This window comes from Polaribacter irgensii 23-P (genome assembly GCF_000153225.1).
GTDB lineage: Bacteria > Bacteroidota > Bacteroidia > Flavobacteriales > Flavobacteriaceae > Polaribacter > Polaribacter irgensii.
Genome location: NZ_CH724148.1, coordinates 615,162 through 630,835 on the forward strand (window position 1 = coordinate 615,162; position 15,674 = coordinate 630,835).

The following is a 15,674-nucleotide window of genomic DNA, read 5'->3' on the forward strand; positions in this document are numbered from 1 at the left end:
ATATTTTTTACAAAAATAGTTGGTGATATTATAAAAAAATCTATATTTGCACTCGCTAATCACAAATGTGAGGCAAACTCCTCTTTAGCTCAGTTGGTTAGAGCATCTGACTGTTAATCAGAGGGTCCAAGGTTCGAGTCCTTGAAGAGGAGCAAAGTTCATAATTATTTGACTGCGAAAGTAGCTCAGGGGTAGAGCATCACCTTGCCAAGGTGGAGGTCGCGGGTTCAAATCCCGTCTTTCGCTCAATTATGAATTCATACCAATGCTGAAGTGGTGGAATTGGTAGACACGCTGGACTTAAAATCCAGTGGTCAGTAATGGCCGTGCGGGTTCAAGTCCCGCCTTCAGTACGATAACCGTTGTTAATCATTTGATTTTCAACGGTTTTTTGTTTTTAATTACCTCATCTTGCCAATCATTTACTTAAAACTAACAGTCTAAGGTTATTTGAATAAATAAAACTTTGCAAACAAGTACCACAATAGCAATAAGTAAAAGCCTTTTTTTTATATCAAGCTTATCTAATTAATCGTTTTGAAATAGAAAAAAGATTTTAAAAGTATGGTTTATTGCACCTATATTCGCAAAAGATTCTTGAAAGAATACTTAAAATTTTTATCCTGAACACCCGAATGCACAATGTACTTTTACTAAAAATAATCACCACGAACCAAACATTCTCAAAAAAAAGGCACAAATTGCTTGATGTTTTTAATTAAACAATCTTCGATCTCATCTATTTATGCTTGAAATAATAATAATAATTGTTCTGCAATTCTCTCATCAATAAGATACCCTTTGTAACCTAACTAATAAACTTGCAATGCTTACCGTTAAATCAATCCAAAATGAAGGGATAACAAACTGTATTGAAGCTTACATCTTCTCCTCCGCTCAAATTATATTACCAAAATCAAAAAAGTCTATTTTTTTTTGATTTTGATTGTTTTTTGGAGCTTTGCAATAAGCGTATATTTGTAAAGCCTTATATAAACAATACCATGAAAAAAATCACCTACCTCATCCTACTATTTAGCTGTTTAAATTCAATAGCTCAAAGTCAATCAACATCGAGTGAATCACTTTACGAAATTCAATTGGAGGGGATTGATGGAACGAATATCAACCTAAAAGCATTCAAAGGAAAAAAAATATTATTTGTCAATGTAGCTTCTGAATGTGGGTTTACAAATCAGTACGACGGTTTGCAAGAATTGTACACCAAGTATAAAGAAAAGCTAGTGGTTATCGGTTTGCCCTGCAATCAATTTGGAGGACAGGAACCAGGTAAAGCTTTGGAAATTAAAACTTTTTGTCGCTTAAATTTTGGCGTAGATTTCCCACTAAGTGCAAAAATTAAAGTAAAAGGAAGTGCGCAACACAAATTATATACTTGGCTAACCTCAAAAGCTAAAAACGGTAAAAAGAATTCTTCTGTAAAATGGAATTTTCAAAAATACTTAGTAGACGAACAAGGAAACTTAATTGATGTTTTTTATTCCATGACCAAACCGATGAGTAACAGAATAACCAAATTAATCTAAAGCACTCTGCAAAGAAAAATTAAAAAAAAAGGAGCAAAATAATGCGTTTTTTTAGAGCTGCTTTCACTCAGTTTACTTAACTTTTTTACTAACAAAGAGATTGTAAAAGAGTCCTGATAAAATTAAGAAAACACCCAATAAGGTCCAGCCATTGTAAGTTTCTCCAAACCATAAAACGCCAATAATAATTGTAAAAACGACTTCCAAGTATTTTAAAGGGGCCACAGTATTTGTCTCGTTGGATTGAAATGCTTTGGTCATATACAATTGACCAACATAGCCAAAAACACCTAAACTTAAAAGTAAGGTCAACTCTGTTAGATCTGGAGTTTTCCAATTATTGAGAGACATTACCCCACCAAAAACTAGCGCCAGCAGCATAAAATAATTTATAATTACAAATGGATTTTCTGTATTTCCAATTTTACGAATCACAACAAATATAAGTCCCAATGAAACAGCTGATAAAATAGCAAAAATCAAGCCTATTAAATGGACATCTACTCCAAAACCTTTTATGATTAAAACGCCTATAAAAGCAATTCCAAATAATAACCATTGCACCAGCTTTATCTTTTCTTTTAAAAAAATAGCTGCAAAAATAACGGCAAAAATAGGAGATGTATACCGGAAAGAAACGGCAGTGCCCACTGGGAGATAATTCAAAGTTTGAAAAAAACAAGTCAGTGAGAAAACACCAAGAACTCCCCTCAAAATCAATAATTTCTTATTGGTACCTAACATGGGGATTTTATGTTTTAAAATGATTGGAACTGTAAACACCAAAGTTCCAATAGATCTAAAAAAAACTATCTGATAGACACTAAACGCACCTAAATATTTGACCACAGCATTCATCATCGCAAAGGCAATAACACTAAAGATCATATAATAAATAGCACTATTATTTTTCATAAAAAGGGACTTTTTTAGAGAAATACTGAAGGGGTATTGTACCGACGACAAAAATACTACTATTATCGTAGCGATCCCTAGAACTCTTGGTTTCCTTTTCTATATCTTTGAGCGATCGCTAAAACGCAAAAATGAACGATTTTATTTTATATTTTAAAATGGGGCTGCACCACGTAATAGACTGGAGTGCCTATGATCATTTATTGTTTTTAATAGTCTTAGCTGTTGTTTTCAACTTTCCACAATTCAAAAAAGTAGGCTGGCTTATTACATTATTTACGATTGGACATACAACGTCTTTGGCATTTGCCTCTTACGGCATTGTAAGTGTTCAGATGAAATGGATCGAGTTTTTAATTCCGGTAACCATTTTAATCACAGGGACCGTTAATATTCTAACAGCAAAAAAAACATCGGCAGGAAAGAATAACACAAACTTACTTTTTGCTTTATTTTTTGGCCTTATTCATGGTTTTGGTTTTTCTAGCTATTTTAAAATTATGGTTGGCAAAGGAGATCAAAAGTTTTTTCCTTTGTTAGAATTTGCTTTGGGAATTGAAGCCGCACAGGTATTAATTGTTCTCAAGATTATTTTGATTGGAACCCTTCTTCAAAACTTTTTTAACGTTACCAAAAGAGATTGGATACTCGTTTGTTCCGCAATTGTAGTCGGTTTTTCTTTCCAAATGATGTTAAATCGTGTTTTTTGGTAGTCTCAAAAAATATTAAAACCTCGCAGCGCGCTCCTGGACATCAACCCCTACTTCCCAACAAATACCTAAAAAACACCTGCATCACAAAAATTTGCTATTTATTAACGTTACAATCTTATTTATATCTTTAATTTTGTAGTTATGACTTTAGAAAAGCAGTTGAAATATGACAGAGCCTATTTAAAAATGGCTTTAGAATGGGGAAAGCTTTCTCATTGTAAACGCAAACAAGTAGGTGCTTTAATCGTTAAAAACAGAATGATCATTTCAGACGGCTTTAACGGCACACCAACTGGTTTTGAAAATTGTTGTGAAGATTCAAGTGGGAATACAAAATGGGAAGTGCTACATGCCGAAGCCAATGCAATTTTAAAAGTAGCAAGTTCCACGCAATCTGCAGAGGGTGCAACCCTGTATATTACCCTTTCGCCCTGCACTCAATGCAGTAAGTTAATTCACCAAGCAGGAATAAAAAGAGTAGTGTACGCCAATGCGTATAAAGATGATGCCGGATTAAAATTTCTAGAAAAAGCAGGCGTTGAATTAATGAATTTACCTTATGACTAAAAAAAACATTCTTATATTTCTTTCAATCGCAGTAGTTTTTGGAATTTTCATTGGCACATTTTTAGAAGGAAGTACAAACCCGTTTGTCTCTTTTTCAAAAAGTGCAGCCCAAGAACAAAAAATAAAAAAACTGATCAATTTCATCGAAAACGACTATGTTGATAAAGTAAGTACAGAACGTCTCTTAGATGTAGCAATCACCCAAATGCTGGGAGAGTTAGACCCGCATTCTGTGTATATTCCAAAAGAAAAACTTCAAGCTGTCCAAGAAAATATGCAAGGAAACTTTGTAGGTATTGGCGTTCAATTTAGAATGATCTCAGACTCTATTACAGTAATTCAACCCATCAAAGGAGGTCCAAGTATCCGTGCTGGTATAAAGGCAGGAGATCGTATTTTAATGGCAAATAAAGATACGCTTTTTAGTAAAAACTTACGCACTGAAGCCATCCCTAAGTATTTAAAAGGAAGACCCAATACAGAAGTGAAGCTTCAAATTTATAGAAAAAGCACCGATTCTCTTTTTAATGTTAAAATTAAACGCGGAAAAGTAAATATTAAAAGTGTCGACCTCGCCTACATGCTTCGCGACGCTATTGGATATATTAAACTTGATCGTTTTGCTAGAAATACCTACACAGAATTTAAATCTTCGTTACAGAATTTAAAAGAAGCCGGTATGACAGCCTTAGTTTTAGATCTTCGTGGAAACGGAGGGGGATTTATAGACATTGCCAACCGTATTGTTGACGAATTTTTAGAAGAAGACAAACTTATTGTGTTCACCAAAAATAATAAAAATGAAATTTATCAATCTTTTGCAACAAAAAAAGGGGACTTTGAAAAAGGAGGCCTGTATGTCTTAATTGATGAAAACTCAGCCTCTGCCTCAGAAATTGTTGCAGGCGCCCTGCAAGACAACGATAAAGGAACCATTATTGGAAGGCGTTCTTTTGGAAAAGGCTTGGTGCAAATAGAAATGGATTTAGGCGATGGCTCTGCAGTGAGATTAACAACAGCACGTTATTATACGCCTACAGGTCGCTCTATTCAAAAACCATATTCTGGCAATGGAAATGAAAGCTACTATAAAGAATACGAGAAAAGGGTGGCAAGCGGAGAACTCTTAAGCAAAGACAGTATACCGGTAATAGACTCTTTACAATATACAACTCCCAAAGGTAAAATTGTATATGGTGGTGGTGGTATTATACCTGATATTTTTGTTCCTATAAATACAACTGCCTACCTATCTCCCTTCTACTTTCAAAGCATCAATGATTTTGCTTTTGATTATGTAGATGCAAATAGAAAACAGTTAGAAAAAATAGACATTGATAAATTTGTTGAAAATTTTGATACTGATGAAAAGGTATTTACACAATATCTTGCTGCAATTAAAGAACGAATTAAACCGACTTATAAAGATAAAGTAAACCTCAAAAGATACTTAAAAGCCTCCATTGCTAGTGTACTTTTCGGAGACATTGGATTTTACAAAATAATTCACAAAGAAGACAACATGCTTCTAAAAGTTTTAGAGTTGGAAAGTATGACTGAATAGCTTTCCTTTGCAGGCATGACAATTATAACCACTACAGAAAACAAAAAAGTCTATTTTGCTTCCGATCAGCATTTAGGTGCACCGAATGCAGAAGCTAGTTTTTCGAGAGAAAAAAAATTTGTAGCCTGGTTGGACCACATTAAGAAAGATGCGGAAGCGCTCTTTTTATTGGGAGACTTATTTGACTTTTGGTTTGAATACAAAACCGTAGTCCCCAAAGGATTTGTGCGTGTTCTGGGGAAATTAGCAGCGCTTAGAGATTCAGGAATTCCCATTTACTTCTTTGTTGGAAACCATGACTTATGGATGCGTGATTATTTTGAGAAAGAGCTAAACATTCCTGTTTATCACGCTCCTCAAATATTTATCATCAATAATAAAAGGCTTCTTATTGGTCATGGAGACGGTTTAGGCCCAGAAGACAAAGGCTATAAACGCATGAAAAAAGTATTTACCTTTCCACTCTTCAAATGGCTCTTTAGGTGGCTTCATCCGGACATTGGAGTGCAATTAGGACAATACATGTCTGTGAAAAACAAATTGATTTCTGGAGAAGAAGATGCCAAATTTTTAGGAGAAGAAAACGAATGGCTGGCACTATATTGTAAAAGAAAATTAGAAACAAAACACTACGATTACTTTGTTTTTGGACATCGACATTTACCTTTAGAGATAAATTTACAAAAAGATAGCACATACGTCAATCTTGGCGACTGGATTAAATACTTCACCTACGGTGAATTTAGTGAAGACACTCTTCGGTTAAAAGAATTCTAATTATAACAGTTAAATTTTCAAAGGATGACTATTTTGAAAAACAAATAACTTGAATATTTTCAATTTTTAAGCACTAAAAAAGGCGGCATATTGCCGCCTTTTTTAGTGCTTGTATTTAGATTTTATTTTAGGTTTAAACTTACTCTTGCAAATAAGAAACGACCACTAACTCCAAATTGTTGAGATCTTCTAGACCAATCAAAACGACCACTACTTCGGTTTGCTTCAATAGCTCTATCTGGATACACATCTAAAAGGTTATTCGCTCCTACAGTTAAAGTTAAATTTTCTGTAGCTTTATAACCAAGAGACAAATCAGTGACCACTTTAGAACTAAAGTTTTGTTGATTTGCCATTGAATTTGTCGCCTCAGAAACCTTACCAAAATAAACGTTTCTAAAGAAAATATTAAATTTCCCTGTAGTTAAAGTGTTTGTTAAATTCACTTTTGTTCTTGGCACTGCTTCTTCTAAATAAATTCTACTATCTTCAGGAAAATAAGTGTTCTCTTGACCTGCATCTTTTAAAATTTGTGAAGATTTAATGCCACCTACTTGTCTTGTTTGAGAAAAAGTTCCAGACAAATCACTTTTTAATCTTGTACTGTTTCCTAAGCGCGCTTTGTGTGAAATTACAACATCGATTCCCTTAGACTCTGTATCTATTGCATTTGCAAAGAAAGACGCCGCAGTTGCATTTGCTTGCACTAACAAACTTGCAAGCTCTGTATTCGCTGCATCAATTGGAACATCATTACTATCAAGCAACGGCTTAAATTGCCCCGTATACACTACTCTATCAGCAATATTAACCACATACCCATCTACGGTAAAAGTTAAGTTAGCTTCTGGTAATTTTGCTGTAAAACCAGCACTAAAACTATTAGAAGTTTCTTCTTTTAATTGAGGAATTCCTAACAATTGTGCAGCCCTACTATCATTTGCGAACGTACCAACCTCTAAAGGAACTCCATCTTGAAAGATTGTAGATGTTGAATTGTAATTTAATTGATGTAAAGAAGGTGCTCTAAAACCTGTATTAAATGAAGCTCTAATTCTTAAGTTATCAGTGGCCTTATATATAGAAGCCAACTTAAAGTTTATAGTTGAACCAAAATCTGAATAATTCTCGTAACGTGTTGCAAAAGTAGTTGAAAATTCTTCTGAAAACTTTGCATCTAAATCTAAGTATGCTGCGACACTATTTCTCGCTCTATCCAATTCATTTTTAGGACCAAACCCTGGAAATACTTGAGCTCCTCCTGGCCTGGATCTTCCAAAAAAGTCTTTCAGAGGACTGGTACCTGAAATACCGTTAAAAGTGGACCCATCTGCCTGATACTGCGTATAAGATGCTTCTTCACCTGAAATAATTTGGTAGTTTTCAATTCTGTGTTCCCCTCCAAAAGCAACTCCAAAACCCTCAAAAGTGTCTTCATAAAATTTAGAGATATCTAAATTCGTTGTGTTTTGTGTAAATGAAAAACCCCCAGCATCAAAAACAGTTGGAGATGCATTTCCTAGGGAGGTATTGTAGGTGTTTCCAATAATAAAATCAAAAGCGTTTTTACCGTAGGCATTGGAGAAATCTACATTCCACTCCCCAATTTTTCCTTTGATACCAACTGCCAAAGATTGATCAGAAATTGTTGAATTAATTTCCGGTAAAAAACCATTATTGTACGCAGGTGTAAACGTTCTCGACTGGTTTGGTAATCTGTAAAAACCTGCAGAATTTCCATTTCTTGAGCTAATTCCTGCAAAAGAGTACAATTCAGTTCCATTGTCATCTAAAGGCAATTTAAAGTTTGCAAAAAATCTACCTCCACGCACTCTCGATTGACCGACTCTCATATTGTAATCTGATCTATTCTGATCTCTTGCCGCTAATTCAGCATCCGTTGCGTCAACTCCTAATTTTGTCTGTAATTGAGATAGACCATCTCCTGCATTCGTCGAATAACCAGCTGCATTTGCAAACCCTTTTAAGTCGTTTAAAGTAGTGTTGTATTCATTTGAAGCGGGATCTAAACCATTTGCTAACGAAAGAAATCTCGTGGTATCGTAATCAGCAGCATTTGCCAATCTTTCAACTACATTGTATCCATTAAAAATATTTCCTTCCCATTCTTTCATTCTGTTATACTCTTCACGTACATCGAAATCTCCAGAAAAATTAATAAAACCACCGTATTCACCTAAAGGCAATCCGTAGCTTGCGCTAATGTTAGTCGTCTCACCGTCTACACCACCTGTTTGTGAGTTTGAATTTTTACTAAAATTTGCTCCGGTAGTAACTGCTAATGACAACTCGTTCACCGTTTCATTTAAAACGATATTAATCACTCCTGCAATCGCGTCAGAGCCGTATTGTGCCGCTGCACCGTCTCTTAGCACTTCTAATCTTTTAATAGCTGCTGCTGGTATTGCGTTTAAATCTGTTCCTACAGAACCCCTACCAAAAGTACCGTTTACGTTTATTAAAGAGGAAGTATGTCTTCTTTTGCCGTTAATTAACACCAATACTTGATCTGGACCTAAACCTCTTAATGAAGCAGGATCTACGTGATCTGTTCCATCAGAAATTGTTTGTGTATTTGAGGTAAACGAGGGTGCTACAAAGTTTAAAATTTGATTTAAATTAACTTGTGGTGACGCTACTGCCAATTCTTTTATATCCACAATATCGATGGGAACAGGAGAGTCAATAATAGACCTGTTTGGATTTCTAGACCCAATAACAACAATTTCCTCTAGAGAAACATTATCCTGCTGAACAACCACTGTTAAAAAAGAGATGTTCTTAACAAGAATCTCTCTCCTTGCAAAACCCATCGCTGAAACAACAATTGTAGTTGGTAAACTCTTTACTGTAAGATTAAACTCGCCAGTGTCATTTGTAGTGGTTCCATTTGAAGTTCCCTTTACAATGACATTCATGTAAGGTAAGGACACCCCTGAAGCGTCTACTACCTTTCCCTTAATTGTTTGAGCAACCATTGCTAGAGGGAGCAAAAACAAAAAAGAAAACATTAAAAATTGTGTTGTTTTTTTTTGTTTCATAATTATCGAGTTTTAATTGTTTCTTAACAAATATTGCAGTTTTTATTGTAAAAAGCAAAAAAAACATCAAAATTTAATTTTATTTTGTTTGAATTTAAATTAGAAGCTTCAAAATAATTTTGTGAAAAATAATCTTAATTTTATGCACAACTATTACTAGATGTATTTTTTTGGGGAAATTTTTTGACCGTAAAAGAATCGTTTATGTTCGTTTTAAAAATAAAAAAAACCACTCTAACGAGCAGTCTTTTTTATTTTTAAAACATTAATTATGTGATTTTTCAGATCCTATTTACTTTTGATAAAGTTTAGAAAGTAAATGCTAATTTGGTAAATACTCTTGTCCCATCAATACCAAACTGTGTAGTTTGCCAAGGATATTTAAATCTACCCACAAAATCTAAGTTTCTGTCACCAGGAACGCCTCCAGTATCACTATAAGCGTCTGCAAAAGTATCTGGATAAATATTAAATAGATTATTGACTCCTAATGAAAGGTTTAATTTTTCTGTTAAATTGTACGCAAAGTTAATATCCGTTAAGGTTTTACCTCCATACGTGGCATCATTAGAAGCATCCGAAGCATGTCTATAGGTTACTTTTCCATAATTCATAAAAGAGACTCCGGCACTAAACTTCTCAATTTTATAATTTACAGCAGCAATAATCTTTTGTTGTGGTCTCCAAGTCTCCACTCTAGAAATATCTTCTCTAGAGAAAACAGCATCCTGTAAATTATTGTCCTGTATAAACTTAGGGAAATTAAATCCTGTCACTTCTGTTTTGTTAAAATTAGCCGCGATACTTCCGCTTAATTGACCGCTACCTAAATTAATATAATCATAACTTAATACAAGATCTACACCTCTTGTTCTCGTATCAATCGCATTTAAGAAAAAACCAACTGCGCCAACATTCGCAGCACTTAAAGTTTGATCTATAGGACTTGAGGCATCATCTGTTGCAGTTACCTGACCAGAAAGGCCTATTCTATCATCTACCTTTACTTGATACACATCTGCTGTAAAGCCAATTTTTCTAGTAATACGGTACGAAACACCTGCTCCAATACTCTGAGAAGTTTCTGGATTTAGTTCAGGAATTCCCAATGCTCTTAGTGCTGGATCTGAATTATTCAAAATTCCATTTTGTTGAATTCCGTCTGTGGTTAGTGTTGTTGTTCTCGCTGTGTAAAACATTTGGTGCAATGACGGCGCTCTAAAACCACTACTAACAGACCCTCTTATCGCCAGCTTATCATCTGCTGTTTTCCATCTAGAATTTAACTTCCAACTTACGTTAGAACCAAAATCTGAATAATTCTCATAACGCAAGGCACCTCCAATTAAAAAAGCCTTCGAAAGGTCTATACTGATGTCCGTATACATTCCAATGTTACTTCTGTAATCATCCGCAACATTCTCTGGTGAAAATCCACCAAAAGATTGTGAGCCACTACCTTCATAAGACGCCAACTCTCCTGCTTCGGTTACAAAACGTTCGGTTCTGTGCTCTACACCAAAAGCAACAGAAATCGCTTTGTCATCTGCGCCTTCGTATACTTTAAAGAGGTCTAAATTGTTCACTACATGGCTAAATTGATGCGCTCCATTGTAAAAATCTGAAGGACTGCTTGCCCCATAAGACTGGTTAAAAGAGTTGGTTATGTAATAATCAATTCTATTTTTACCTGTAGTGGTACTCAAGTCAAAATTCCACCCGTTATATACTGTTTTTATACCCAATGAAAAGGTATTGTCTTTAATCTGAGGGGACATTTCTGCTCGGAAAAAATCTGCTCCTGGATATATTTGCTCAAAACCAGGCACCCAATAGGGTACTCTTGCAAATTGTGCTGCAGACCCAGTTCTATTTGCCAAAGCTCCAAAAGAATACACTTCTGTTTGCGTTTCTTCATCTAGTGTATATCCCATATTATAGGAAAAATTCGTAATTGTCATGTCTGGTATTCCCACTTGAAAACCTGCACTTGGATTTCTTTGTAAAAATGCTTCTAATTTATTATCTGTAATAAATTCTTGAGTCGTTTGATCACTTGCTTTCCAATAGTTTGCTTCATCTTCAACACTGGTAATTTTCCCCGCGCGTTGCGTGCGCTCCTGATCAAAATAACTAAACGTGAAATTTGCATACCCTTTGTCTGCGATGTCTACTCCAAAACCTGTTTCTAATTGATATTGCGCTCCATCACCTTCTGATGTTACGCTATAACTTGTATTTATAAATGGTGCTACTGATTTTTTCATGACTAGATTAATCACACCTGCAACTGCATCTGACCCGTATTGAGCTGCTGCTCCATCTCTTAAAATCTCCACACGCTCTAATGCCGCAGCAGGAATAGATTTCATATCTACACCTACTTCACCACGACCAGGAGTCACATAACTATACACTAACGCACTTGCATTTTTTCTTTTTCCATTTACGAGAACAAGGGTTCTACTTGGAAACAATCCTCGAAGGTCTGCAGGACTAAAGTGAGCGCCAGCGTCAGAAACAGGCTGTTGTGTAGAATTGTAAGAAGGAACTTTAAACATTAACTGTTGGTCTAAAACCCCTTTTCCTGTTTGTGCTAATTCTGATATTTTAATATTGTCAATAGGCACTGGAGAATCAAAAGCCGTTCTTGGTTTACCTCTACTACCTACGAGAACAATTTCATCTAAAGAAACATTGTCAACTTCAACAACTACTGTTAAATATTTTTTAGAAGAAACCTTTATCTCCTTACTCATAAAACCAAGAGAGGATACTACCAGAATTGTAGGTAAACTTTTTACTTTGATAGAGAACTCACCAGAATTATTTGTCGTGGTCCCATTTTTTGTGCCTTTTTCCACAATATTCATATAGGGAAGCGTAATTCCTGATTTGTCTGTCACTTTTCCTTCGATCGTCTGCGCAATTAAACCTAAAGGCAGCAACAATAAAATGGGAAGTATTAAAAATGTGTAATGTATTTTTTGTTTCATAATTATTATATTTCGGGTTAATATTAAGAATTATTTCTATGTAAAGGTTGTGGTTTTATCTGTAAATAACAAATTATATTGACAAAAATGTACTTTTTAATACAATAATTAACTTTTTTTTACATAAAATGCATTTTTTAAAACAGTGCTATTTTGGATAGTTTGAGACCTGCTTTTTAACTTTGTTTTTTTGAACTATCAGCAATTCTAAAATCTCTTTATTTGGAATTTCTCTAAAAAACAGATGTGCATCCAAAGGCATTGATAGGAGGCGATATCATAATTTCACTAAATAAAAAAACCGTTCTTAAATTACTTACTCCTCCTTAATCTATGAGAGGTTTTTTAAAACTATTTTTAAAGGTATTTAAACAAAAAAAATGCTGCCTTAAAAGCAACATTTCAATATTCTTAAAATTCAGCGCTATTTTAAGGTGTTTCAAAGTGTTTCAAAGGGTCTTTAAACAAAAAATGCTACTCTTTCGAGTAGCATTTTAATATTCCTAAAATTTAGTTTTACTAAAACTGATAGTTTAAAGAAAGATTAAACATCGTTCCTAATTGGCTAAAGTGATACCCATCATATGTCATTTGAGAATAACGTTGGTTAAAGGTAATTAGATTAGAAGGAGAATTTGAAACCGCTGCACCATCAAGAATTGCTTGACCTGTTGCAGTTGCATTTGTAAAGCTCCATTCTGGTAACACATTAAATAAGTTATTTACATTTAATGATAATGTTAACTTTTCAGTAGCATTATAGTTAATACCTAAATCTGTAACTACTTTTGGAGTAAATTCTGTTCTTAAATCTGAACCGCCGTCTTGTGCTGCTCCTGCAGGAATATCAGCTGAATTTAAAAAGATACTTTCTAAATCCTGCAACCCTTGTTGCGCAAATTTTGTTTTCCCAAAATAAGTATTATTCAAGTTAAAACCGAATTTACCAATATCATAGGTAGTTCCTAAGATCAACTTCATTTCTGGTCTAGACGTAAAAAACAATGCTTCTTGCGTTTCGTTTACTACAGATTGTCCTGCTGCTGCAACAATCGCTGGATTTTTAACTGCTCCATCTCTTGCATTTTCTATTACGTAATTTCCAGATAAATTAAATCCTAACATTCCTTCACCTACTTTAAGTTTGTTGTATCCAATAACCAAATCGATACCAGATGTTTTAGTGTCAATTGCATTTGTAAAAAAACTTAAATCAGATAAATTATTTTCATTTAAAATTAAATCTAAAGCTGTATTTCCTGCAGCTGAAGCACCAATTTCGGTACTTAATACAATTCTGTCAGCTACGTTAATACTATAATAATCTAAAGTAAACGTTAAATTTCTATTTACTTTACCACCCAAACCAAGTGTAAAGTTGGTAGACGTTTCTTGTTTTAATTTAGGGATGCCTAGTAAACCTGCTTGAGAAGATACATTATTTACCAAACCACCTACTTGAATTCCTTGTCCAGGAACAAAAGAGTACTGCGCTTTTTGCGTATAAATTTGGTGTAAGGTTGGTGCTCTAAACCCTGTAGACAAAGAACTTCTTAAAGTATACTTGTCATTAATCGTGTAAGCACCACTTGCTTTCCATACAAACGCATTTCCAAAATCTGAATAATTTTCTGAACGAATAGTACCGTCTAAAGTTAAGTTTTCAATAGGGTTCCAATTTAAAGAAGCATACCCACCAAAGTTGTAACGTGTAAATTGTCCTGAGTTTTCCGGACTGTTTCCTGCAAATGAATCTGCACCACCACCATCATAAGAAGCTAATTCTCCTTCGATTACTTCAAAAGTTTCATATCTAAACTCTGTACCAAAAGCAACACTTAAATTCTCTGTCAAAATTTTAGAAACATCTAAATTTCCAACATTATGGTAAAATCCTGTTCCTCCTGGATCGAAGGATTGCTTTGAGTTTGCTCCATATAATTGAGCCCCTTCAGTAATTTCTCCGTTATCAATAACACCATTGCCGTCTGCATCTACCCAAGTTGACGGAGAATATACGATATTCCTGTTATGAGACTGGTTTACTTTATACGTTTGAGAATTTCCACCAGTTGTAAAACTAGCATCTATATTCCAATCGTTAATTACAGATTTAACACCAACTGTAGCGTTGTAATCATTTAGGTCACCTTCAAAAGTAGGTACATACCCATCATACCCACCAGCATTTGTTGGATTATCTCCAGGGAAGAAGTTTGCTAAATAGGGGAATGCATCTACTGTTCTCCAATACGGAGTTCTGTAATTTGCAAAAGAATTTACTTTTTTATTAATAAAAGCAGCATTAAAATATAATTTAGACTGCTCACTTAATTTATACTCGCCATTTACTAAAAACTTTGCTGCAGCAGTTTCTGGTGCACCATTGATATTATTAGCATCTGGATTTCTAGATAAAAATTCTTGAACAACCCCTAAATCTGCTCCAAAATCTGCAGCTTCACCAGCAGCACTTACCGTACCTGGTCTATTAGATACTTTTGTTTTAGAAAAATCTACGGTATAGTTGATAAACCCTTTGTCTTCTCCAATCACAGAACCATTGTTTACAGAAACACCAAACATTTCACCATCACCTGCAGAAGTAATTCCTGTTCTTAGTGTTGCAGAACCTCCGTCAGTTCCGTCTTTCAAAATAATATTGATTACCCCCGCAATTGCATCAGAACCGTATTGTGCAGATGCACCGTCTCTTAATACTTGAATGTCTTTAATTGCATCGATAGGAATTCCAGAAATATCAGATCCTGTCTCACCTCTACCTGGAGAGGTTTGTGTGTATAACAAAGCAGATAAATTTTTACGTTTTCCATTTATTAAGATCAAAGTTCTACTTGGTCCCATATTTCTAATTTCATACGGATCTAATAAAGAAGTTGCATCATTTACCGGAGTTTGTACGGTGCTAAAAGATGGAATTTTATATTGTAACGCTTTGTCAAAACTAGTTTGACCGGTAGCTACTAAATCTTTTGCAGATACGATATCGATCGGTAAAGGACTCTTTGTATTGGACCTCGCTGGAGTTCTAGATCCTGTAATAACAACTTCGCCTAGAGACTCACCACCTTCTGCAATCGTAATATTCAAGAACACATTCCGCGTTACTTTTACTTCTTTTGTTGTATATCCAAGAGAGGAAACAACAATAGTTACTGGTAAACTTTTTACTGTTAAACTAAATTCACCTGCATCGTTGGTTGTCGCTCCTGTAGAAGTTCCTTTCACAAGGACATTCATAAAAGGCAACGCACTTCCCGATTTGTCTGATACTTTTCCTTTTACTGTTTGTGCCATGAAACCTAATGGTAACATAAACATAAAGGCAATTGTAAATGCCTTTAAAAAATACTTTTGTTTCATAAATAAGTTATTAGTTAATAAAAGTGATTTATCAGTGCCTTTTGCTTTGTAAATGCAATGCCCGATTTCTTATATAAGAGCGAAAAAGAAAAAATATACTCTTCAATAAATATTTATTTTTAAAATAAATATAAAAAATGAAGAAAAGA

General features: G+C 34.5%; 9 protein-coding genes and 3 tRNA genes. 8 read left to right on the forward strand and 4 right to left on the reverse strand.

Annotated elements, in window-relative coordinates; all coding sequences use genetic code 11:
- The first annotated feature begins 78 nt into the window (after positions 1 to 78).
- The 4 genes from PI23P_RS02735 (at position 79) to PI23P_RS02750 (ending at position 1,547) form a co-directional block, all read left to right on the forward strand.
- Positions 79 to 152, forward strand: a tRNA-Asn gene (locus tag PI23P_RS02735).
- 22 nt (positions 153 to 174) lie between these two features.
- Positions 175 to 246, forward strand: a tRNA-Gly gene (locus PI23P_RS02740).
- Positions 247 to 267: 21 nt separating this feature from the next.
- A tRNA-Leu gene (locus PI23P_RS02745) sits at positions 268 to 353 on the forward strand.
- 651 nt (positions 354 to 1,004) lie between these two features.
- Entirely contained in the window at positions 1,005 to 1,547 is a 543-nt protein-coding gene (locus PI23P_RS02750) for a glutathione peroxidase (RefSeq protein WP_004569197.1), read from the forward strand.
- A 72-nt stretch (positions 1,548 to 1,619) separates the two neighbouring features.
- On the opposite strand, the gene PI23P_RS02755 is transcribed toward PI23P_RS02750, so the two are convergent.
- The gene (locus tag PI23P_RS02755; RefSeq protein WP_302846525.1) at positions 1,620 to 2,462 is read right to left on the reverse strand and encodes a DMT family transporter; all 843 of its coding nucleotides are present in this window, start codon (positions 2,460 to 2,462) and stop codon (positions 1,620 to 1,622) included.
- 131 nt (positions 2,463 to 2,593) lie between these two features.
- Here PI23P_RS02755 and PI23P_RS02760 point away from each other — a divergent pair, with 131 nt between their 5' ends.
- From PI23P_RS02760 to PI23P_RS02775, 4 genes are all read left to right on the forward strand, one after another.
- Complete coding sequence (locus PI23P_RS02760; RefSeq protein ID WP_004569199.1) at positions 2,594 to 3,175, forward strand: HupE/UreJ family protein; 582 nt, start codon at positions 2,594 to 2,596, stop codon at positions 3,173 to 3,175.
- 141 nt (positions 3,176 to 3,316) lie between these two features.
- Positions 3,317 to 3,742, forward strand: a complete 426-nt coding sequence (locus tag PI23P_RS02765; protein ID WP_004569201.1) for a deoxycytidylate deaminase — start codon at positions 3,317 to 3,319, stop codon at positions 3,740 to 3,742.
- Positions 3,735 to 5,306 carry a S41 family peptidase gene (locus tag PI23P_RS02770; protein WP_004569202.1) on the forward strand — a complete coding sequence of 524 codons (1,572 nt, stop codon included), beginning with the start codon at positions 3,735 to 3,737 and terminating at the stop codon, positions 5,304 to 5,306. The genes PI23P_RS02765 and PI23P_RS02770 overlap by 8 nt, the downstream gene beginning before the upstream one ends.
- 15 nt (positions 5,307 to 5,321) lie before the next feature.
- Complete coding sequence (locus PI23P_RS02775; protein WP_004569203.1) at positions 5,322 to 6,083, forward strand: UDP-2,3-diacylglucosamine diphosphatase; 762 nt, start codon at positions 5,322 to 5,324, stop codon at positions 6,081 to 6,083.
- 122 nt (positions 6,084 to 6,205) lie between these two features.
- On the opposite strand, the gene PI23P_RS02780 is transcribed toward PI23P_RS02775, so the two are convergent.
- The 3 genes from PI23P_RS02780 to PI23P_RS02790 form a co-directional block, all read right to left on the reverse strand.
- Positions 6,206 to 9,145 (reverse strand): TonB-dependent receptor, encoded by a 2,940-nt coding sequence (locus PI23P_RS02780; protein WP_004569204.1) that lies wholly within the window; start codon positions 9,143 to 9,145, stop codon positions 6,206 to 6,208.
- 308 nt (positions 9,146 to 9,453) lie between these two features.
- Positions 9,454 to 12,141 (reverse strand): TonB-dependent receptor, encoded by a 2,688-nt coding sequence (locus PI23P_RS02785; protein WP_004569205.1) that lies wholly within the window; start codon positions 12,139 to 12,141, stop codon positions 9,454 to 9,456.
- A 519-nt stretch (positions 12,142 to 12,660) separates the two neighbouring features.
- On the reverse strand, positions 12,661 to 15,525 hold the full coding sequence (locus tag PI23P_RS02790; RefSeq protein ID WP_004569207.1) for a TonB-dependent receptor: 2,865 nt from the start codon (positions 15,523 to 15,525) through the stop codon (positions 12,661 to 12,663).
- Positions 15,526 to 15,674: the final 149 nt, after the last annotated feature.

Coding starts and splice junctions, on each gene's coding strand:
- PI23P_RS02750 (WP_004569197.1), top strand. CDS start 1,005: ATGAAAAAAATCACCTACCTCATCCTACTATTTAGCTGTTTAAATTCA.
- PI23P_RS02755 (WP_302846525.1), bottom strand. CDS start 2,462: ATGAAAAATAATAGTGCTATTTATTATATGATCTTTAGTGTTATTGCC.
- PI23P_RS02760 (WP_004569199.1), top strand. CDS start 2,594: ATGAACGATTTTATTTTATATTTTAAAATGGGGCTGCACCACGTAATA.
- PI23P_RS02765 (WP_004569201.1), top strand. CDS start 3,317: ATGACTTTAGAAAAGCAGTTGAAATATGACAGAGCCTATTTAAAAATG.
- PI23P_RS02770 (WP_004569202.1), top strand. CDS start 3,735: ATGACTAAAAAAAACATTCTTATATTTCTTTCAATCGCAGTAGTTTTT.
- PI23P_RS02775 (WP_004569203.1), top strand. CDS start 5,322: ATGACAATTATAACCACTACAGAAAACAAAAAAGTCTATTTTGCTTCC.
- PI23P_RS02780 (WP_004569204.1), bottom strand. CDS start 9,145: ATGAAACAAAAAAAAACAACACAATTTTTAATGTTTTCTTTTTTGTTT.
- PI23P_RS02785 (WP_004569205.1), bottom strand. CDS start 12,141: ATGAAACAAAAAATACATTACACATTTTTAATACTTCCCATTTTATTG.
- PI23P_RS02790 (WP_004569207.1), bottom strand. CDS start 15,525: ATGAAACAAAAGTATTTTTTAAAGGCATTTACAATTGCCTTTATGTTT.